This window comes from Acinetobacter amyesii, from assembly GCF_002018365.1.
Taxonomy (GTDB): Bacteria; Pseudomonadota; Gammaproteobacteria; order Pseudomonadales; family Moraxellaceae; genus Acinetobacter; species Acinetobacter amyesii.
The window spans coordinates 308,560-329,361 of record NZ_MVKX01000001.1 but is presented as its reverse complement, the minus strand read 5'-3'; the positions used below and the strand labels follow the sequence as shown (position 1 = coordinate 329,361).

The window sequence follows — 20,802 nt, the reverse complement described above, 5'->3', positions numbered from 1 at the left end:
ATTTCTTAGCAGTCCCTTAGAAATGGTTTAGAATTTCTTTTCTAAGGTAAACATAAAGCTTGGAATTGCTTCATTGATACGAGATTGGTATAGCACGCCAGAACTTTGTTCTTTTAACACTTCTTTATAATCTGAGCTGAGAATATTACGTGCATTGACCGATGCAGACCAATTTTGATCAAAGCGTTTAGTAAAACTCACATCCATGTTGACACGTTCATTGCTGGTGCGATTGTAAGGTTCGTTACTCAGCGCACGCGTATATTCAGGGGTGTAATTGAGGTTCACACTTGTTGCAATACGCCACGGTTGATAGTTATAAGATAAACCAGCACTTGCGGTATAAGGTGCAACATCACTTGCCAAACGATCAGAGCCGTCAGTTTCTTCAATTTTTGCACGTACAGTTGAAAGCTGAGCATTCAACATAAATGAATGACCATTCTCCGTTTGCTTCAGTGCATAACGTCCAGCAATTTCCACACCATAAGTAGTTGCACTGTCTTGGTTATATGGGCGTTCGACAAAACGGCAATCGGTATTTCCTGTTTCGCAACGACCGCCTGTAGCATTTTCTGACAGGATCGATTTTTCGATATAGTCATTAATTTCTCGATAATAGGCAGTGATATTTACACCGCCAGCAGGGGTGTTATAGCCTAGGGTTGTTTCGTAAGCATTAATAGTTTCAGGTCTTAGGTCAGGATTACCACCACGATCAGGGTTGTTTAGTGTCCCTGCGTCACTATCTGTAGAAACTGAAACCGTCGGCATCAATTGATTGCTACGTGGATTTTTAAAAGCCTGACTCAAGTTGGTTTGGAGTGACCATTGGTCATTAAAGTCAAAACGGTGTGCTAATACAGGACTCAAATGCTGATCTTGATAATCCACTAAACCTGAACGATCAATCCACTCTTGGCGTACACCTAGAGTTAAGGTTTGGCGCGGCGTATATTTCCAACTTCCTTCAACATAGGCAGCATACAATTGTTCATCCAAGGTCTCTGCAATATTGCTTTCAAGTTCATTGCTACGTAGATCAGTACCAAATTTTATTTGGCGTTTTGAGTCGAACTTGCGGACACCGTCGTAGCCTAAGCCATATTCATTAATTTGTTCATCAATATATGATTGAGAATTTCTATACTCTGTTAATTCCGTTTCATTTTGCTGCTCGATTGATAAGCGAATTTTGTCAGAATTACCTTGGTCTTTACGCTCATATCGTGTGTTGAGTCGAATGCTGTCATTTTTATCTTTTTGGACTTGGGAGCCACTTGTGCCTTCGCTTTCATTGTTGCGATAAAACATTTCAGCGACCAATTTTTGTTGATCATCAAGTTGATATTCAACACGTGGGGTCAGCATTTGCGACGTACGATTGGTGATGCGTTTTTGAGTTTTCGTTCCTGTTGCATCTTGTGTACGGGTGACCGTATCTGAGTCATTCCACATTTGGCTGCCAGATAAACTATAGATCCAAGGGTCTGATCGACCATCCATTTGAAAGTTTAAATTGGTGCGTTCTTCTTCACGTGTATTTGACTTCGTCAGACCATAACCAGCACGTACAGATCCACTCAAACGCGTGCCATTCAATGGTTCTTTTAAAATAATATTAATGACAGCAGATGAAGCAACCGAGCCTTGAGCAACGCTCGGTTGTTTGGTGATTTCAAGGCGTTCGATCATTTCCGGTGTAATGCTATCAACAACTGACATGCCACCACGAGGACCACCTTGTACAGGTTCACCATTGATTAAGAACACGGGTGCGCCACCACCACGAAAACGCATGCCGCCAGTACCTGCACCACCACGTGGACCACCGCCAGCACCAGGCAGTTGAAACCCTGCAGCACGGCGCAGCGCATCATTGATGGACTGATCGCCAAATTTCAACATTTCATCACGGCTTATAATAGTTTTTGCGACAGCACTGATATCTGGGTCTTTGGGCTTTGTGCTTGCTGTTGGAACTTCAAATGTTAAAGCTTCCATTTGCTGAACTGCTGCAGTTTCTTGGGGATTTTGAACAGTATCTGCGGCCCAAATTGATGTTGATATTGTAAGTAATGCGTAACTTAAGCTGGTCAGTTTGAGTGTGGTGTGCGCGCCGTGCATTATTTGGTTGTCCAAATGTAATTTTGGCAAAGAATAACGGAAAATTATGGAGAAAAATTGAGGAAAATAGCCGAGATGAGCATTTCGTTAGATTATTTTTTAACAGGTAGGCGAAAGGTCATACTGCAATAGGGAAGTTTAAATGGTTGGAAGATAATTCAGGCCTATTAACGTCGCTACAATATAATAAATCACTGATGTGACGCAGTTACATCAGAAGCGTACTTTGCTTCAAATAAAAAAGATACGCGGTAATGTCATCCGCAAGTGTTTGAGACAGGACGACTTCTAATCAAAAATGTTTTTGCGATACGTTGAATAATTTGACGGTAGTGAATGTGTTTTGTCAGTGAAGTCATTACACCGCAAGATGGTTTCCTTGCGAAGCTTCGCACCTCATTTTGCCGAATGAGAAACAACGTTTCGTAAGAGTACCTCCAGCCGAAGGCTAATCCCTGTATTCAATCCCTAAATGTAAGACTTCGTCGAATAGATTTAAATATTATTTTAAAAATGTGAAATGGCTTTCATGTGCATAACATGAGTAAATACATCTAAAAATAAGCCGTTGAAGAAAAAATTAGACATAAAAAAACCCTCATCTTTCGATGAGGGTTTTTCGTATTTTGGAGCGGGAAAGGAGACTCGAACTCCCGACCCCAACCTTGGCAAGGTTATGCTCTACCAACTGAGCTATTCCCGCAATGAGGTGAATTATAGAGAATTTCACACAACTGTCAACTCTCTATGCTTCTGTTTGCTTAATTAATCAGCACGGCGCCAAATAGTACCTTGACGAGTATCTTCAAGGACAACACCTTGATCTAACAAAGATTGACGAATTTCATCTGCTTTGGCAAATTCTTTGGCCTTTTTTGCATCTTTACGTTGTTGAATTAAATCTTCAATCTGTTCTTCTGATAAGCCTAATGCTTCCTGACCGATATCAGATTTCAGAAAATCATCCACATTGTGTTGCACCAAACCTAAAATATTGGTCAAGTGACGCAATGTCGAATAATACACAGCCGCTTGTTCAACATTTTCATCTTTTACGGCACGGTTCAATTCTTTGTTGACTTCAAACAATACTGCAATAGCTTCTGCGGTGTTGAAATCATCACGCATAGCGGCATTAAAGCGCTCAACTAAAGCATCATCCAAAGTTTCTACGGTTTTTTCACCATAGACTTGTTGATACGCTTTAAATGAATGATAGAAACGGGAAAGGGTATTTTTCGCTTCTTTTAAAGCAGTGTCAGAGAAGTTTACTGGGCTACGGTAATGTGATGACACAATAAAGAAGCGAATCACTTCAGGGTGGAATTTATCCATCACATCACGAATAGTGAAGAAGTTACCTAAAGACTTCGACATTTTTTCGCCATCGACATTAATAAAGCCGACATGCATCCAGTAATTAACATACTGTTCGCCAGTAGATGCCTCAGATTGCGCAATTTCATTTTCATGATGCGGGAAAGTTAAGTCTGAACCGCCACCATGAATATCAAAATGGTTACCTAAGCAGCAGGTCGACATCGCTGAACATTCAATATGCCAGCCCGGACGGCCATTGCCCCAAGGCGAAGCCCAAGAAGGTTCATTTTCTTTGGCATGTTTCCAAAGCACGAAGTCAAAAGGATGTTTCTTTTCTACTTCTACATCAACGCGTTCAGAAGCACCAGCCTGCATATCGTCAAGTTTACGACCCGAAAGACGACCATATTTGGCAAACTTTTCAACTTCAAAATAAACATCGCCATTTGCAGATGGATATGCTGTACCTTTGTTAACCAAGTTACCAATCATATTCTGCATTTGATCGATATAGTCTGTTGCACGTGGTGCTTCATCAGGTGCTGCACAACCTAAATTGGCAGCATCTTCGTTCATGGCCTTGATAAAGCGATCGGTTAAAGCAGTAATGCTTTCGCCATTTTCATTGGCACGGGCAATGATCTTGTCGTCAATATCGGTAATGTTGCGAACGTATTTAACGTTCCAGCCCTGACTGCGCAGGAAACGGATAATGTAGTCGAATGCAACCATAACTCGAGCATGACCAATATGACAGTAGTCATACACGGTCATTCCACAGACATACATGTCGATATGTCCTTCTTTACGAGGTACGAATTCTACTTTTTTACGTTGCTCTGAGTTATATAGAACAAAAGGTTGCATAGCTCTTCAAATTGTTTCTACCAAAAGATGGCTCATCTTAACCTAAGCATTTTTATTCATAAAGTTAAAACCCAAAAAAGCAGATATTTTTTAATGCTTGATGTCTTTGCGTTGCTAAAAATAGCGTAGAAGGCTCATTGGGTTCAGGCTGAATCTCATTCGAATACGGAATTCAATTTATCTGTCCGGAAGATAAAAATGAAGAAATGCATCTTTTCTGCATAATTCATGAATTCTTATACATTTGGAAACGTGCTATTTGCATAGATATGATAAAATTGTGAAAATTTTTTATTTTGAAAGTGAGAGCGCACCTCTCACGGCTTAAGGTATAACAACTTTGAATCCACCAAATATGCCGAATCAAGTCGATTTTCAGAAAGTCGCATTAGAAACTTTGCGTATTGAAGAGCATGCTTTACAAGTATTAGCGACGCAAATAGATGATCGTTTTAGCCAAGCCTGCGAAATCATTTTACAGTGCAAAGGGCGTTTAGTGATTACTGGTATGGGTAAATCGGGTCATATCGGTCGTAAAATGGCCGCTACGTTTGCCTCGACAGGTACGCCATCTTTCTTCATGCATCCGGGTGAAGCTGGGCATGGTGATTTGGGCATGTTGGTTAAAGGTGATGTGCTCATTGCAATTTCAAACTCAGGTAAGAGTGATGAAATTATGATGCTCATGCCGTTGATCAAACATTTGGGCATTCCTCTAATTACTATGAGTGGCGACAATAAAGGCCCAATGCCACAAAATGCCGATGTCGCATTGACCTTGGGTAATATTCAAGAAGCTTGCCCATTGGGTCTAGCGCCGACCTCAAGTACCACTGCAACATTAGCCTTGGGTGATGCCCTTGCAGTTGCATTATTGGATGCACGTGGCTTTACTTCAGATGATTTCGCACGTTCTCATCCTGCTGGAGCGTTGGGTAAACGTTTGTTATTGCATGTAAAACATCTTATGCATACAGGTGAAGACTTACCAAAAGTGTCGCCAGAGACACCAATGAATAAAGTTCTGTATGAAATTTCAAATAAACGTTTGGGTCTCACCACGATTGTCGATGAAAACGATACCTTATTGGGTATCTTTACCGACGGTGACTTACGTCGTTTGATTGATAAACAGCAAGGCTTTGATGTGAATATGAAAGTCTCAGAAGTGATGATTAAAAATCCTTTGACGATTTCACAAGAAGAACGCGCGGTACATGCATTAGAACGTATGAACGAAAAGAAAATTACACAATTTGTAGTCGTTGATGATACCAATAAAGTGATTGGGATTATCAGCATGCATGATCTGATTCAGGCTGGGGTAAATTAAGAAAATGGCATCGTATGTATTGCTAGAACAAGCGCGTCACATAGAAGCACTAGTACTGGATGTAGATGGAATTTTAAGTGATGGATTTGTAACGTTGACCAATAGCGGCGATGAAATCAAATCTTTTGATATTCGAGATGGCTTAGGCATGAAGTTGGTGCAAAAAGCGGGTATCAAAGTCATCATTATTACTGGCCGTAAAAGTAATATTGTTGAAAAACGCATGTCTGACTTAGGTGTCGATTTGGTCTTTCAAGGACGTGAAGACAAAGGTGTTGCCTTGACTGAAGCCTGTGCACAGTTTGGTATTGATCCTTCAGATTGCCTATATATGGGCGATGATTGGCCCGATCTTTCAGCCTTTGCTATTGCTGGGATGAAAGTGACCGTACCGAATGGACATTTAGAAGTACGTCGCCGTGCAGATCTTGTTACTCAGGCGATGGGTGGACGTGGTGCTGTTCGTGAAATCTGCGATATGCTTTTAGTTTCTAAAGGTGTATACCAGGAACTACTTGAAAAATATGCAAGTGCACCTTATTAATAAATTGATGCAGTCATTGGATTGAATCTCCGCTTATGGATACTAAAGTTTTATACGTGACAGCTGTGGTCATTGCTGCAGTAAGCGGTGGTTTTTACTATTTCGGTGGAAAGGGTAATAAGCTTCAGGCGGACTCTTCGAAAAGTATGACTTACTCAGCTGAAAACATTAACCTGACGCAGACTGATGAGCAGGGGAAATTGCATATTCGTGCGCAAGTCGATCGACTTGAGCAGGATTTGCAAAAGCAAACTTCTCATTTGGTCAATCTAAAAGCATCAACCTATCAAGATGGTGCTGTCGATGCCACGTTCTTTGCCAAACAAGCCAATGGTATGGACGATAACCAAAAAGTCGTACTGAGTGACAATGTGGTTGCAACGAAATTGATGCGTGAAGGGCAAATGGAGTTTCGTACTGAGGAACTAACTGCTTTTCCAAAACAGCGTGAAATAGAAACGGACAAGACTGTAACGGTGATTTCACCACAAGCCGAATTTGTCAGCCAAGGTTTAAAAGCAAATTTAAACGACGGTCAATACGAATTTTTTAATATTCGAGGAAAGTATGAACCATAATTTTAATCGAAAAACTGCAAAAACTTTCCTAAAACGTACAGCGCTACTCGGTTCACTGGCGTTATGTTCAGTTGCAGCTTTTGCTTTGCCTTCAGACCGTAATCAACCGATTTCACTGGTTGCCGATCGTGCAACGTTTAATGAAAAAACCGGGATTACGACGTATACAGGTAATGTCATCATTGAACAGGGTTCGATGAAGCTGCAGGCAAACTCAATCGTTGCGAACTTAAACAGCAAAAAAGAGATCAGTATGATTACAGCAACGGGTGGGCCAGCACATTTTCAACAAAAAACTGACCCTGCGAAAGGCTATGCAAAAGGCCAAGCACAGAAAATCGTCTACAATGCTGAAACAGGTATTATCACCATGACGGGTGGTGCTTTGTTACAACAAGATGGTGCAAGTATTCGTGGTAATAGCCTGAAATACAGTATGAATAAAGGCGATATCGTTGCTGAAGGTACGCCAAATAAATCTGGATCTTCTTCAGGTCGAGTTCAAATCGTGATTCCACCGTCAAGCACTAAGTCCTTCCCAGGAGCACGTGATTAATGGAGCAGACCTCGCAAGTTCAAACTTTATGTATTAAACATTTAGCCAAAAACTATAGTAAGCGTTGGGTGGTAAAGGATGTGTCCTTTAGCATGCAAAGTGGTCAAATTGTGGGTTTACTTGGTCCAAATGGTGCAGGTAAAACTACAAGTTTCTATATGGTTGTTGGCCTAGTGCGTATGGATAAAGGTGAGATTCATTTAGATGATCTTGATTTGTCTGACTTGGCAATGCATGAGCGCGCACGTAAAGGTATTGGTTATCTACCTCAAGAAGCATCTATTTTTAGAAAATTAACCATTTCTGAAAATATCATGTCGATTTTAGAAACCCGTAAAGATCTAAATAAGCAACAACGTCAGCAACGTTTAACGGAATTGCTTGCTGACTTTAAAATCACTCATATTAAAGATTCTCTTGGTATGAGTGTGTCGGGTGGTGAGCGCCGCCGTGCGGAAATCGCGCGTGCGTTAGCGGCAGACCCTAAATTTATGTTGCTAGATGAACCTTTTGCAGGGGTCGATCCTATTTCAGTGGGTGATATCAAAGACATTATCCGAACATTGAAAGATCGTGGTATTGGTGTATTAATTACCGACCATAATGTACGTGAAACCCTTGCGATTTGTGAGCATGCCTATATCGTGAGCGAAGGTTCAGTGATTGCAGAAGGTACTCCAGAAGAAGTGCTTGCAGATGAAACAGTACGTAAAGTTTACCTTGGTGATGATTTTACTGTTTAATTGAATAAAATAAGAAATTTCCCGTTGAATGGCGCTAGTTTCATTCAGCGGGTTTATGTTATTGTCTGAAATGACAAAAACTGAGCGATTAATCTAAAAAATTAACAAGAATTCAGTATACTTTAAACTAAAAATACGACCTGCAAAAATCATGCGATTACGAAAGATGAATGGTCCAGAAGTTGGGCGTCCGCGTAAAAATAAGTGCAATTTCTTTTGTATATTATTATTACCCTTTTCCATTGGTTCAGTGTATGCAGCAGATACTGGCACTGCGCAAAGTACCATTCAAAAGACATTAGATAAGATTTTTTTACCTAATAAGCCTAAACCTTCTGCCGAAAAAATTAACATCACCGAACTCAGTAAATATAATTTAGATACCTCACGTGTCCAAGAAATGCCTGCTGTTGCTTATGGTCGAACGCAACAAGGCAACTATAATCCAAACACGGTAGCGAAGAATTTAAGTTTTATTGATGCGATACATATCGCCGTGCAAAGACGTCCAGAAATTACGCAAAGTATTGCTACAGTTGCTTCGCAAAACGCCAATATTGACCTTGCAAATGCTGCATATTATCCCCAAATTTCAGGTGGATTGAGCACCGCAGATCTGACCAAAGGCGAGCGTGGACGTCAGTTGGTGTCTTTAAATGCGACGCAGATGCTATATGACTTTGGTAAAACCAAAAGTGCTGTCGGTATCGAAGAAGCAAAAATGTTACAAGAACAGGCCAATGTGCTTGTGAATTTGGATGAAGTTTCTTTTGATGTTGCAAATGCCATTATCAACATTAAACGATATCAAGAAGTCGCTAAAATTGCACAGCAGCAAATTGCTGGTGTGAGTCGGATTGCTGAGATTGCTAACTTACGTGCAACCGCAGGGATCAGTAGTCAAGCAGACCCTATTCAAGCTAAGTCAAATTTAGAAGCTGCTGAATCAAATTTAATCGTGCAAGAAACTCAGCTTCGACAGTACCAACAGCGTCTGCGTACCTTGTTAGGTTTTGACGTGAGTCAGATAAATTGGGTGATACCCGATCGGATCTTAACTGCAGCGGCATTGTATGATGATCCGGACTTCAAGATGATTCCGAGCATGATGCAAGCTCAAGCTGGAGTTGAAGTTGCCAAACTGCAAAAGCAACAGTCAAAATTAAGTGCTTATCCAACTCTTAATGTCAAAGGTAGTCTGAGTCAGGCGGTGAATGGCCGTAATCCAAATAATGATGAAGATGATGGTTTATATAATTCAATCATGTTGGAAGCAACCAGTAATTTTTACCAAGGTGGAGCAATCGCAGCGCAAACACGTGCCGCAAGCTATGCTGAAGAAGCAGCAAAAGCACAAGTGAATACAGTGTATTTGGATGTGATTGATCAAGTCCGAATGATTCGTGAACAAATCGAAAATAAAAAGCGTCAAATGTCGATATTGGTGCAGCGCCGTGAAACGACGGTAAGAACCAAAGAGCTGTATCAAGAACAATATAAATTAGGAACTCGAACGGTTGTCGATCTATTGAATGCTGAGCAAGCTATACATAGTGCCGCACAAGAAATTGTGACATCGCAATATGATATCTACTCAGCACTTGCACAGTACATTCAAGTGACAGGGCGTTCACGAAATATTTATGAACTTAATAATATATCTATTCAGGGGTTTGAAGTTCAGCCATGAGTAATACAATAAATTATCAACCGTGGCTGCAAGCGGTTCTGAATATTGCAAAGCATTATCGAATTGAACCCTCTGAAGAACGTATACGTTTACAGTTGGATTGGAATCAACACAAAAATGCCGATGAACTGGTCGAAGTCATGGCACGCCAAATTGGATTAAGTGTTCGTAAAAACAAATATGACATAAATTTGCTTAATCCATGGCGCTTACCGGTATTGGTTGAGTTTATTAGTGGTGAAGTGGGTGTGGTAGAACGCATCGACGTAGACGGTAATGCCAGTGTCCAATTGAGTGGAGATGAAGGCCTATCTCAAGTCTTCTCTATTGAAAGATTGAGCCATGGTGTTCGCAATATTTATATTCTGCGTCCAGAGTCATCTGTACCTGATGCACGTGTCGATGAATACATCAAGCCGTTTGAAAAAAATTGGTTCTGGTCGATTGTTTTAAAAGACTGGAAACGCTACATCGACATTATGTTTGCATCATTAATGGCGAATATTTTGGCCCTTGCCACCATTTTGTTCTCAATGAACGTGTACGATCGTGTCATTCCATCTCAATCTGTGCCAACCTTATGGGTACTTGCAGGTGGGGTGTTAATTGCGGCGATATTTGAATTTGCACTACGTGTTTCACGAATTTATTTGTCGGATATTATTGGTAAACGTGCCGATTTGAAAATTTCAGATCGTGTGTTTGGTCATGCACTAAGAATTAAAAATAGCGAACGCTCAAAATCAACGGGTACTTTTATTTCACAGATTCGTGAATTAGAGGGTGTGCGCGAGATGGTTACTTCGACGACTGTTACCGCAATTGCCGATTTACCGTTTTTCTTCTTGTTCCTGTTCATCTTCTGGTTAATTGGCGGCAATCTATTTTGGGTTATGCTGTTGGTGGTTCCTTTGATGATTATTCCAGGGATTTTGGCGCAAAAACCATTGGCTAAACTTGCACAAATGGGGATGCGCGAGTCTTCGATCCGTAATGCATTATTGGTTGAATCTGTACAAGGCATGGAAGATATCAAATTACTTCGTGCTGAATCACGCTTCCAAAACCAATGGAACCACATGAATGAAGTGTCTGCTGATGTCAGCATGCGTCAACGTAAAATTGTAGGCTTAATGTCGGCATGGACACAAAAAATTCAGGGTCTAACGTTTGCAATCGTTGTACTTGTCGGCTGTTTTGCTGTGATGAAAGGTGAAATGACCACAGGTGCTTTGGTGGCATGTTCGATTTTGTCTTCACGAATGTTGGCGCCGATTTCTGCACTGGCAGGGGTATTAGGTCGTTTACAACAGGCTAAAGTGGCGAAAGCAGGTCTTGATGAACTCATGAAGAAACCTGTCGATCAACCGGATTATTCTCACCTTATTCATCGACCATCAATTAATGGTCATTATGAACTCAATGGTGTGTCATTTAAGTATGGTGAAGATGATCCACGTCCAAGTCTTTTAATTCCAAAACTGGAAATTAAGGCTGGAGAAAAAATCGCAATTTTAGGCCGAAATGGTGCTGGTAAGTCGACGCTACTTCAATTGTTATCGGGTATGCAAACGCCTGTACAAGGCAAAGTTAAATTAGATGGGATTGAACTGTCTTTAATCGACCCCGCAGATGTGCGTCGTGATATGGGGCTATTGAACCAAAATGCACAGTTATTCTACGGTACGATTCGTGAAAACTTGACCTTAGGTGCACCGTTGGCGACTGATGAACAATTGATCGAAGTACTGAAAATTACGGGTGCAATTCACTTTGTTCAAGAGAAAAAAGAAGGGCTAGACCATATCATTTTAGAAGGTGGTGTCGGCTTCTCTGGAGGTCAACGCCAAGCTTTACTGCTTGCACGCTTATTGATTCGTCAACCCAATATTCTATTGCTTGATGAACCTACAGCGGCCATTGATGACGTATCTGAAAAGCAGTTGATCGATCATTTAAAAGGTTATTTACAAAACCGAACTATGGTGGTGGCAACACACCGTCGTGCGGTACTTGAGTTGGTTGACCGCATTATTGTGGTGAACGAAGGTAAAATTGTTATGGATGGGCCTCGTGATCAAATTCTGAATCAGAATGCTCAGAAAAAAGTAGCTGGGGCTTAAATCATGAGTGAAAATAAACAAGAACTACAACGCTCGACCAAAGTCAGCTTTAAAGAGCCACCATTACCAAAATCGAGTTTAATCATTTGGATTATTACGATTGGTCTGGCCATTCTTTTAGTTTGGGCTTGGTTATTTAAATTAGAGGAAGTCTCTACAGGGACAGGTAAAGTAATTCCATCTTCGAAAGAACAAATTGTTCAGTCGCTTGAAGGGGGGATTTTAACCAAGTTGAATGTGAAGGAAGGTCAAATTGTTGAACAAGGTCAAGTCCTTGCGCAACTCGATCCAACACGCTTCGCATCAAATGTTGGTGAAACCGAGTCTTTACTTGTGGCATCACGTGCGACAGCAGCGCGTTTACGTGCAGAAGTAAACGGTACGCCATTAAGCTTCCCTGAAGATGTTCAAAAGATTCCGGCCTTAGTGAATGAAGAGACTGCTTTATATCGTTCACGACGTGCAAACTTGGAAGAATCCGTTGCAGGCTTAAAACAAGCTTTGGTATTGGTTCAACAAGAATTGGCCATGACTGAACCTTTAGTTGCTAAGGGTGCAGCAAGTGAAGTTGAAGTACTTCGTTTAAAACGTTCTGCAAATGACTTACAAAATCAGTTAAATGATGTCCGTAACCAATATTTGGTGAAATCACGGGAAGAATTGTCGAAAGCCAATACTGATATTGAATCGCAGCAACAAGTGGTTAAAGGTAAATCGGATACATTGAGTCGTACCGTGTTTAAATCTCCAGTACGTGGTGTAGTCAAAGAAATTGATGTGATGACATTGGGCGGTGTAATTCCGCAAAATGGTAAATTGATGACCATTGTACCTTTGGATGAACAGCTTTTGGTTGAAGCACGTATTTCACCGCGAGATATTGCTTTTATTCGTCCGGGTCAAGAAGCCTTAGTTAAAATTACGGCTTATGATTATTCGATCTATGGCGGTTTAAAAGGTAAAGTGACTGTCATTTCGCCAGACACGTTACGTGATGAAGTGAAACAAGATCAGTTCTATTATCGTGTTTATATCCGTACAGATAGTGATAAATTAAGCAATAAAGAAGGTAAAAGTTTTAGTATCACTCCGGGTATGGTGGCAACAGTCGATATCCGTACCGGCTCAAAAACTGTACTTGAGTACTTAATCAAGCCATTCAATAAAGCCAAAGAAGCACTTCGCGAACGTTAATAACGCAGTGCCAATCAAGCCTCCAGTATTGGGGGCTTTTTTGTGGATGTAAGTCTTTCAAAAAACGCTATAATATCCGCTGATAGAGGACCTAAAGACGTTATGCCATTTACACTTGCCGCACAGTTTGAATATGAAGAAGACATTAAAAAAAGTCGTTTTCAAGCCATCGCAGTTCCTGTGGAAAATGAACAAACCGTTAAAGATTTTCTCGAAGCCCATAAAGATATTTCAACAACACATCAGTGTTGGGCATGGAAAATTGGAGATACTGTACGTTTTAATGATGATGGTGAGCCTTCAGGCACAGCAGGTCGGCCCATTCTAGCAACCATAGAAGGGAATGATCTAACCAACGTGTTGGTCTTGGTTAATCGCTGGTATGGTGGAATTAAGCTCGGCACAGGGGGCTTGGTACGTGCCTATGGTGGCTGTGCAGGTCAATGCCTTTTACAAGCTGAAAAAATTGAACTCATTGAGAAGAAAAAAGTGCAATTTAGTTGTCAGTTTAGTGAATGGGCAATTTTCCAATATGAACTCAATCAGCAGCAAATTGAATTTCAGGAAGACTATACAGCGCAGGGCGTAAATGTACTTGCATCATTGCAAATTCATCAAATCCAACCGCTACAGTTAAAGATTCAAGATGTAACTCGCGGACGTGAACAACTGCATATCGTCGAGGTTGCTGAAGATGAATGAAATAGATCCATTATTGAAATATCGAGAGCAACATAAGCATCGTCTGAATTATATGCCTTGGTTGTATTGGTCACTCAAACCGAAAAATCGTGGTTGGGCTGAAGCTTGGCAACAGGAATATCAAGACTATCTCAAATCGATGGAAACTGTTGAAATTGGTGAAAACTGTTTTATATCGCCATTGGCTCATATTTTTGCCGAACCGGGACGTAAGATTGTTATTGGAGATAACAGCTTTATTGCGGCGGATTGCACCCTGCATGGCCCAATAGAAATAGGCAATGAAGTGGCTATCAATCATCACTGTATTTTAGATGGTGGGCGCGTGGGCATCAAAATTCACAATCAAGTCCGTATGGCGGCGTATTGCCATTTATATGCTTTTGATCATGGAATGGATGTCAATCAACCGATCTATCAGCAGGCTGTACGTTCACAAGGGATTGAGATAGAGCGTGATGTTTGGTTAGGTGCGCATGTTGGAATCAAGGATGGTATTCACATTGCTGAGCAGGCTGTGGTCGGCATGAACAGTATGGTGACGAAAAATGTCGAAGCGCGTGCCATCATTGCGGGAAATCCTGCAAAACTCATTCGATATCGTGAATAAATAATCGCCAAATAGGTCATAAATCGTTTTTATGCTTACACAAATGCATGCACAGTGAAACAGAGTTGTGATAAGTTAAAAATAACAAACAACATTTTATAGCCAAGCAATAATAAAACGAGGGCTAATCATGAAACGAGTTATCGCCTGTATCGACTCTTCTCCATGCATTAATGCACTAGCTGATGCTGCTGCTTGGGTTGCTAAACAAACTCACCGTGAGTTGGTTTTACTGCAAATACTTGATTACTATCCGGCAAGTTATCACTTAGGTGAAATCAGTGGTGTGATTGGGTTTGAAAGTAATGCCATGCTCTTGAAAGAACTCGCGGAGTTAGAACAAAAACAAAGTGATTTAGCGTTAGATTATAGTAATAACTTGCTCAAACACATTTCTGAAATGATCCAAGATAAGCATGGTATTCAAACCACCCATATTCAGGAAAAGGGCGACTTTTTAGAGCAAAGTTTTAATGTGTTGCAAGATGACGATATTGTTTTAATTGGTCGCGTGGGTGAACGTTCAGCAGAGCGCAATAAGCCGCTTGGTAGTAATGTTGAAAACTTTATTCGCGGTGCAAGCTGTACAGTTATGACCGTAGGGCCAACGTTTAAACCACCGACTCGTTTTATTTTTGCCTATGAATATTCGCCTAAATGCGTTGAGTTAATGAAGCGTGTGGCACAAAGTGACCTACTTAAACTTTTGCAATGTCATTTGGTCTATGTTGGGGATCATCCACAAATCTTGGATGATCCAAAAAATTATTTAACCAATGCGGGTCTCGATGTGGTGACTGAATACCGCTATGGCGATGTTTCGGAAAATATTCTGGACTATCAACAAGAGCATGGCATTCAGTTAATCGTACTGGGGGCGTTTAGTCACAGTAAAATCCATCAGTTCTTCTTGGGCAGTATTACCACCAGTATTTTTAGAAATTCGAGTGTTCCACTATTGGTTGTAAAATAAGTTGAGACAATGAATAGGTGACTAAATAGCCGGTCAATTGCGAGTAAATAAATAATAAGTTGTTGTTTTAAAAATAATCAGAGTTATCCTCATAAATTGTGGATAACTCTGTGTGCAGTGTTTGTAAGCAGTTGTTTTGAAAATAAAATATTATGTTGATTATTTTTTATACCTTTATTCAGGGTGTCTAAAAAACACCTCGATTAAGATTATTTAACGATTGCAATCGCAAAACCATCATGACCTTTACAGCCTACAGTTTGAAGTGCTGTGCAGGATAAAATTTTCGGATGATTTTGCATGGCTTTGAACATATCACGGATACCTTCAATGCTTGGTTTATGGTTTTCAGCATTCAGAATCTCACCTGCACGAATCACATTGTCTAAAACAATCACTGTACCTGAATGAGATAAATTTAGGCTTAATTCTAAATATTCAGGGTAGCTCTGTTTGTCTGCATCGACAAAAATAAAGTCAAAAGCTTCGGTATCTTCAGGAAGGGCACGTAAAATATCTGCCGCACGACCACATTTTAGTTCAATCGTTTGTGCAAGCTTTGCATTATCAATATTTTCTTGACCGAGGGCAGCATGTGTATCACGCCCTTCAATGGTCAGAATGTAACCATCATCAGGTAATGCACGTGCTAACCACATGGTGCTATAGGCTGCAAAAGTTCCAAGTTCTAAAACGCGTTTACACTTGTTCATTTGGATTAACATTTGTAGCAGCATGCCTTGATTGGCCGCTACAGCAAGATGATCAGGAAAGCCACGTTCATCTGTATGTTGAAGTGTTTGAGTCAGTATTGGATCTTCAGGAATTAAATGTGAATCGATGTAAGCATCAATGTCTGTCCACATTTGTTGCATGTTGTCGCACCTCGTGATTGATGCAAGCATTTTAAACCTTTCCACTAACATCGCAATTTATTGTTCTGTATTTGCATATTTTATGCACAAAAAAGACCTCCGAAGAGGTCTTGATATGACGGTGTAATGTTTTAGTAATTACACATTGATGAACGACTTGAGTGATCAGGTCCCCAAGTACGGTAGCCTTGTGTATCAATGTGAATTTGTCCGCTGGCATATAGACCTAGGCCCATATTGAGGCTTTGTCCATGTTGTGACCAAAATTGGCATAAACGGAACTTGGTATTTTCAATATAACTATAGTCTTCGGGCTGCGGGTAAGCAGGTCCAATGCGGAAATCAATCGCCGAGTTATATAGGTGACGAGATGAGCTTGCACCACCGGCACACTGGTTCAAAGGCAAATCACGATAAACCGAAGTCACTTCAAAGTCCGTTAAGATATTGGCAGCAACTAAATATTTAAAGACACGTAAGGTCGCAATTTGGTTTTGCCATAATTCACGGTTAGGCACCATATATTCTGAGCGACCACATTTTTGCCAATCACGTGCAGTACGCATCAGCTCAAATGATGGAATGATATTGCCTACACCATTTTTCTCTAAAAAGACTTCGTAGTCTCGGACACGACGTAAATTATCGACAGACGCGACCCATGAGTTGTATGCATAAGGCACCACTTTAGGCGGGGCTTGTCTGATGGTCGTCACTTTTTCTTGAGGTATGTAAATACGTTTACCGTCGGGAGTTGTAATAGTGTGACCTTGTTTTTGTGGTGTAGTTGTACAACCAATGAAAACAAGAGGGAATATTGCAACGGACAATAATCCCTTGAGTAAATGCTTCATTATAGAAATCAATTATTTATAAACTCGTTCTATTTTAATCCAATTTGATTGAGAAAATTTGAATAATTTGCAATGAAATGTGTGCTTTAAGTATAAAAAAAGATCAGCATGTGCTGATCTTTTCATGTAAGCGTAAAATTACTTTTCAAGATATTGTAATTTATCAGCTTTACCGTTCCACTCTTCACGGTCGGCAGGTTGATCACCAATTTGAGTGATGTTCGGCCATTTTTGAGAAAGTTCAGTATTAAGTTCGATAAATACTTCTTGACCTTCAGGTAACTCATCTTCAGAGAAAATCGCGTTAGCTGGACACTCAGGTTCACATAGCGCACAGTCGATACATTCATCTGGATTAATAACAAGGAAGTTTGGACCTTCATAGAAACAGTCAACAGGGCAAACTTCTACGCAGTCTTGATATTTACATTTAATACAGTTTTCAGTGACAACAAAGGTCATGGCGACAGCTACCTAAAAAATATGGTTCTAATAAACTAATGGTGTATTTTAGGCAAAAAATAGGGTAACTAACAATTCCTTTTATTGATAATTATTATATGCAGTGCTGTTAAAATCACTAAAAACTGAACAATTTATGTAAATTTTACAATGAATGAGAATCATACTCAAAAACTGATTAAATTACATCTGTTTATCGAACAATATTTTTAATATGTATTTTAAGCATGAAACATTTTAGAACATTAATTTTTTATCAATTTATTGCTGAATAGCTGCATAAGTAGATAGTAAACATTTACTAATTTACACGTTTGAATGGAGTCAATGCAAAGAACACCTTTATAGGTGCTCTTTGCATATCTTATGTATTGTTTCTGCTCAATTAGATCTTAAGTAAATCCTTTAAAGCGTAAAGCTGTTGTAATGCTTCACGTGGACTTAAGTTATCGACATCTAAATCTGCTAAGGCATCAAGTACGGGTGATGTTTTTTCAACTTCAACCACGCGTTCGATGACTTCAGGCTCTGCTAGTGCCGAAAATAGATCGGTTTGTACTGCCGTATTGAGTTGCTGTTTTTGCTGAGTTTCTAAAATACGAAGTCGGTTTTGCGCTTCTTTGATCACTGCCGCAGGAATACCTGCAAGCTTTGCCACTTGTAGACCATGACTTTGACTCGCAGGACCTTGTTGAACTTTATGCAATAGGATCAAGTTGCCATTTAGCTCACGGGCAGTGACATGATAGTTATCAATATTGGCGTCTTTGCCTAACTCGGTTAGCTCAAAATAATGCGTTGCAAATAGGCATAAACATTTAATGCGACGGGTGAGATCGAGTACACATGCCCAGGCCAAAGATAAGCCGTCATAGGTACTCGTACCACGCCCAACTTCATCCATCAGTACCAGTGATTGATTGGTTGCATGATGAAGAATCTGAGATGTTTCAGTCATTTCCACCATGAAGGTGGATTTGCCTGTAGACAAGTCGTCGGCAGATCCGATACGGGTAAATATCCGGTCGATCGGCCCTAAAATGGCAGATTGGGCAGGGACAAAGCTACCACAGTAGGCCAATAAGCTGATTAAGGCAGTTTGGCGCATAAAGGTCGATTTACCGCCCATATTTGGCCCTGTGATAATCGCCATACGGTGATTAAAGTCCAAACTGGTATCATTTGGGGTAAATGCCGATTTGCTCAGAGATTCCACAACAGGGTGGCGTCCGGCTTTGATTTTGATCCCAACTTCAGGGCTATATTCCGGACGTGACCAATTGCGTAATCGCGCTTGATGGGCAAAATTGGCCAATAAATCAATTTGCGCTATAGCGGCGCTCATCATTTGTAAGTTGCCAATATCTGCACGTAACTCATCAAGTAATAGCTCAAAGAGCATTTTTTCGCGCGCTAATGCACGTGACTCACTCGAAAGCACCTTATCTTCAAAAGATTTCAGCTCAGGGGTAATGTAGCGTTCCGCATTTTTTAGGGTTTGGCGGCGAATATAATGATCAGGTGCTTGCTCAGCCTGCGCTCGAGTCAGTTCAATATAGTAGCCACTGACACGGTTATAGCCAATTTTTAAGGTTGCAATACCGGTTTGTTCACGTTCTTTGATTTCGAGATCAATGAGGAACTGACCAGCATGGTCACGAATTTTACGCAGTTCATCCAGCTCAGTATCGAAACCCTCGGCAATCACATTACCATCTCGTAAAAGCACCGGCGGGTTTTCTACGATGGCAGACATGAGACGCTCATGTAAGCCGTGAAAATCACCCATTTCATCATTTAACTGAGCGATCAGCTTAGATTTATGTGCCCCAATGATCGGTTCAAGTGCATGTCGAAGATAGGGAATTTGTGCACAAGTTTGACGTAACTGAACAAGGTCTCGTGGTCGAGCACTGCCGAGCGCTACACGAGATAGCACACGTTCAATATCGCCAATTTCTTTGAGAACTAAACGGATCGGAGATTCATGATAGCCTTGCAGCATCGCTTGTGACGCATCTAAACGTGCATCCAATAAAGCGGTATCTCGTAAAGGCTGCATTAAGGTACGACTTAATAGACGGCCACCCATCGCAGTTTGGCAATCATTGATAAGTTGGAACAGGGAAGTGCCATGTTCAAATAGGGGATCAATCAGTTCTAAGTTACGACGAGTAACGGGGTCGAGCGCCACGAAATCACTACTTTGTTCAAGTTGAATGCTGCGGATATGTGGTAACGCAGTTTTTTGAGTGATTTTTGCATAGTGAATCAAAGCCGCAGCGGCAGCTTTCGCCAAAGGTAAATGGTCAATACCAAAACCTGAAAGTGTGGCTACTGCAAATTGGTCACACAGGGTTTTTTGCGCGTTATTTAAATTGAAGTCGACGTTTGGACGCTTGGTAACAGGGCAGTCTAATTGACGTTTAATTTGCTCGACAATATTCGGGTCAATGAGATCTTCATCAATCAAAATTTCACTCGGCATTAAACGCGAAAGTTCGATTGCCAATTGTTCCAGCTGATAGTCCATTTGCTGAACTTTAAAAATACCTGCACTGAGGTCTAGTAAAGCAATCCCGATCTGATTTTGTTGTAAGCAGATCGCGACTAAATTGGAACTTTGATGAGAGGCAATCAGTGCATCGTCTGTTAATGTTCCCGGGGTAATGATACGGACAATTCCACGCTCAACAGGCCCTTTGCCTGTCACCTCACCAATTTGCTCGCAGATCACCACCGTTTCACCTTTTTTTACAAGGCGGGCTAAATAGCCTTCAGCAGCGTGGTACGGCACACCAGCCATAGGAATAGGCTCACCATTGGCTTTACCACGATGTGTTAGTGTAATTCCTAAGAGTTTTGCTGCTTTATGCGCATCTTCAAAAAAGAGCTCATAAAAATCACCCATCCGATAAAACATCAGTGAATGCGGATTTTGCATTTTGACTGACATGTACTGTTGCATCATCGGGGTCAGGGTTGAAAGGTCAACTTTGGAATTATCAGCTTGCATGAAACGAAATACCTTAAAATAAAAATTTGTGCGCTGCTAAACGAATGACACTGTTTTGATGAAAATTGGATTTAGAAAAAGTCCTTATATTTATATTGTCTCTTCATTCAAAACCACAGGTGTACGTTAACAAATCGTGTTGCTGATTCTAGCAAAAAAAGTGACAGGAAAATGCCAGAAAAGGTTTGTCTGCATGTAAAAAAAGCAGTCAAAATATTATTTATAAACCCTAAAA

Annotated in this window: 17 protein-coding genes and 1 tRNA gene; 11 read left to right on the top strand and 7 right to left on the bottom strand. The window is 40.7% G+C overall.

Annotated features, from left to right (window positions below):
• Positions 1-27: 27 nt before the first annotated feature.
• The 3 genes from B1202_RS01550 to cysS all read right to left on the bottom strand — a co-directional run bounded on the left by B1202_RS01550 (position 28) and on the right by cysS (position 4,314).
• Positions 28-2,127 carry a TonB-dependent receptor plug domain-containing protein gene (locus B1202_RS01550; RefSeq protein WP_078188765.1) on the bottom strand — a complete coding sequence of 700 codons (2,100 nt, stop codon included), beginning with the start codon at positions 2,125-2,127 and terminating at the stop codon, positions 28-30.
• Between the two features lie 627 nt (positions 2,128-2,754).
• Positions 2,755-2,830: transfer RNA gene (locus B1202_RS01545), tRNA-Gly, on the bottom strand.
• A 62-nt stretch (positions 2,831-2,892) separates the two neighbouring features.
• Positions 2,893-4,314, bottom strand: a complete 1,422-nt coding sequence (cysS, locus tag B1202_RS01540; protein WP_078188764.1) for a cysteine--tRNA ligase — start codon at positions 4,312-4,314, stop codon at positions 2,893-2,895.
• A gap of 355 nt (positions 4,315-4,669) precedes the next feature.
• Between cysS and B1202_RS01535 the strand changes: the two genes are divergently transcribed.
• The 11 genes from B1202_RS01535 to B1202_RS01485 all read left to right on the top strand — a co-directional run bounded on the left by B1202_RS01535 (position 4,670) and on the right by B1202_RS01485 (position 15,360).
• Entirely contained in the window at positions 4,670-5,647 is a 978-nt protein-coding gene (locus tag B1202_RS01535) for a KpsF/GutQ family sugar-phosphate isomerase (RefSeq protein ID WP_078188763.1), read from the top strand.
• A 4-nt stretch (positions 5,648-5,651) separates the two neighbouring features.
• Positions 5,652-6,191 (top strand): KdsC family phosphatase, encoded by a 540-nt coding sequence (locus tag B1202_RS01530; protein ID WP_078188762.1) that lies wholly within the window; start codon positions 5,652-5,654, stop codon positions 6,189-6,191.
• A gap of 35 nt (positions 6,192-6,226) precedes the next feature.
• The gene (lptC, locus tag B1202_RS01525) at positions 6,227-6,769 is read left to right on the top strand and encodes an LPS export ABC transporter periplasmic protein LptC (protein ID WP_078188761.1); all 543 of its coding nucleotides are present in this window, start codon (positions 6,227-6,229) and stop codon (positions 6,767-6,769) included.
• Positions 6,759-7,325, top strand: a complete 567-nt coding sequence (lptA, locus tag B1202_RS01520; RefSeq protein WP_078188760.1) for a lipopolysaccharide transport periplasmic protein LptA — start codon at positions 6,759-6,761, stop codon at positions 7,323-7,325. Before lptC ends, lptA begins: the two co-directional genes overlap by 11 nt.
• Entirely contained in the window at positions 7,325-8,068 is a 744-nt protein-coding gene (gene lptB / locus B1202_RS01515; protein ID WP_078188759.1) for an LPS export ABC transporter ATP-binding protein, read from the top strand. The genes lptA and lptB overlap by 1 nt, the downstream gene beginning before the upstream one ends.
• Before the next feature lie 166 nt (positions 8,069-8,234).
• Positions 8,235-9,758, top strand: a complete 1,524-nt coding sequence (locus tag B1202_RS01510; protein WP_171262580.1) for a TolC family protein — start codon at positions 8,235-8,237, stop codon at positions 9,756-9,758.
• Positions 9,755-11,881, top strand: a complete 2,127-nt coding sequence (locus B1202_RS01505) for a type I secretion system permease/ATPase (RefSeq protein WP_078188757.1) — start codon at positions 9,755-9,757, stop codon at positions 11,879-11,881. The genes B1202_RS01510 and B1202_RS01505 overlap by 4 nt, the downstream gene beginning before the upstream one ends.
• Positions 11,882-11,884: 3 nt before the next feature.
• Positions 11,885-13,075, top strand: a complete 1,191-nt coding sequence (locus tag B1202_RS01500) for an HlyD family type I secretion periplasmic adaptor subunit (protein ID WP_078188756.1) — start codon at positions 11,885-11,887, stop codon at positions 13,073-13,075.
• A gap of 102 nt (positions 13,076-13,177) precedes the next feature.
• Positions 13,178-13,777: an IMPACT family protein gene (locus B1202_RS01495; protein ID WP_078188755.1), complete on the top strand. Its 600-nt coding sequence runs from the start codon at positions 13,178-13,180 to the stop codon at positions 13,775-13,777.
• The gene (locus tag B1202_RS01490; protein WP_078188754.1) at positions 13,770-14,387 is read left to right on the top strand and encodes an acyltransferase; all 618 of its coding nucleotides are present in this window, start codon (positions 13,770-13,772) and stop codon (positions 14,385-14,387) included. Before B1202_RS01495 ends, B1202_RS01490 begins: the two co-directional genes overlap by 8 nt.
• 130 nt (positions 14,388-14,517) lie before the next feature.
• Positions 14,518-15,360 (top strand): universal stress protein, encoded by an 843-nt coding sequence (locus B1202_RS01485; protein ID WP_078188753.1) that lies wholly within the window; start codon positions 14,518-14,520, stop codon positions 15,358-15,360.
• Positions 15,361-15,569: 209 nt separating this feature from the next.
• Here B1202_RS01485 and B1202_RS01480 read toward each other — a convergent pair whose 3' ends face one another.
• From B1202_RS01480 to mutS, 4 genes are all read right to left on the bottom strand, one after another.
• Positions 15,570-16,235 (bottom strand): O-methyltransferase, encoded by a 666-nt coding sequence (locus tag B1202_RS01480; protein ID WP_078188752.1) that lies wholly within the window; start codon positions 16,233-16,235, stop codon positions 15,570-15,572.
• A gap of 131 nt (positions 16,236-16,366) precedes the next feature.
• Positions 16,367-17,089, bottom strand: coding sequence for a D-Ala-D-Ala carboxypeptidase family metallohydrolase (locus B1202_RS01475; protein WP_078188751.1), 723 nt, complete (start codon positions 17,087-17,089; stop codon positions 16,367-16,369).
• A 138-nt stretch (positions 17,090-17,227) separates the two neighbouring features.
• The gene (fdxA, locus tag B1202_RS01470; RefSeq protein WP_004651686.1) at positions 17,228-17,551 is read right to left on the bottom strand and encodes a ferredoxin FdxA; all 324 of its coding nucleotides are present in this window, start codon (positions 17,549-17,551) and stop codon (positions 17,228-17,230) included.
• A 385-nt stretch (positions 17,552-17,936) separates the two neighbouring features.
• Positions 17,937-20,567, bottom strand: coding sequence for a DNA mismatch repair protein MutS (gene mutS, locus B1202_RS01465; protein ID WP_078188750.1), 2,631 nt, complete (start codon positions 20,565-20,567; stop codon positions 17,937-17,939).
• Positions 20,568-20,802 lie beyond the last annotated feature (235 nt).

Coding starts and splice junctions, on each gene's coding strand:
- B1202_RS01475 (WP_078188751.1), bottom strand. CDS start 17,089: ATGAAGCATTTACTCAAGGGATTATTGTCCGTTGCAATATTCCCTCTT.
- B1202_RS01495 (WP_078188755.1), top strand. CDS start 13,178: ATGCCATTTACACTTGCCGCACAGTTTGAATATGAAGAAGACATTAAA.
- cysS (WP_078188764.1), bottom strand. CDS start 4,314: ATGCAACCTTTTGTTCTATATAACTCAGAGCAACGTAAAAAAGTAGAA.
- B1202_RS01510 (WP_171262580.1), top strand. CDS start 8,235: ATGAATGGTCCAGAAGTTGGGCGTCCGCGTAAAAATAAGTGCAATTTC.
- mutS (WP_078188750.1), bottom strand. CDS start 20,567: ATGCAAGCTGATAATTCCAAAGTTGACCTTTCAACCCTGACCCCGATG.
- lptB (WP_078188759.1), top strand. CDS start 7,325: ATGGAGCAGACCTCGCAAGTTCAAACTTTATGTATTAAACATTTAGCC.
- B1202_RS01505 (WP_078188757.1), top strand. CDS start 9,755: ATGAGTAATACAATAAATTATCAACCGTGGCTGCAAGCGGTTCTGAAT.
- B1202_RS01530 (WP_078188762.1), top strand. CDS start 5,652: ATGGCATCGTATGTATTGCTAGAACAAGCGCGTCACATAGAAGCACTA.
- B1202_RS01535 (WP_078188763.1), top strand. CDS start 4,670: ATGCCGAATCAAGTCGATTTTCAGAAAGTCGCATTAGAAACTTTGCGT.
- B1202_RS01480 (WP_078188752.1), bottom strand. CDS start 16,235: ATGCAACAAATGTGGACAGACATTGATGCTTACATCGATTCACATTTA.
- fdxA (WP_004651686.1), bottom strand. CDS start 17,551: ATGACCTTTGTTGTCACTGAAAACTGTATTAAATGTAAATATCAAGAC.
- B1202_RS01500 (WP_078188756.1), top strand. CDS start 11,885: ATGAGTGAAAATAAACAAGAACTACAACGCTCGACCAAAGTCAGCTTT.
- B1202_RS01485 (WP_078188753.1), top strand. CDS start 14,518: ATGAAACGAGTTATCGCCTGTATCGACTCTTCTCCATGCATTAATGCA.
- lptC (WP_078188761.1), top strand. CDS start 6,227: ATGGATACTAAAGTTTTATACGTGACAGCTGTGGTCATTGCTGCAGTA.
- B1202_RS01550 (WP_078188765.1), bottom strand. CDS start 2,127: ATGCACGGCGCGCACACCACACTCAAACTGACCAGCTTAAGTTACGCA.
- B1202_RS01490 (WP_078188754.1), top strand. CDS start 13,770: ATGAATGAAATAGATCCATTATTGAAATATCGAGAGCAACATAAGCAT.
- lptA (WP_078188760.1), top strand. CDS start 6,759: ATGAACCATAATTTTAATCGAAAAACTGCAAAAACTTTCCTAAAACGT.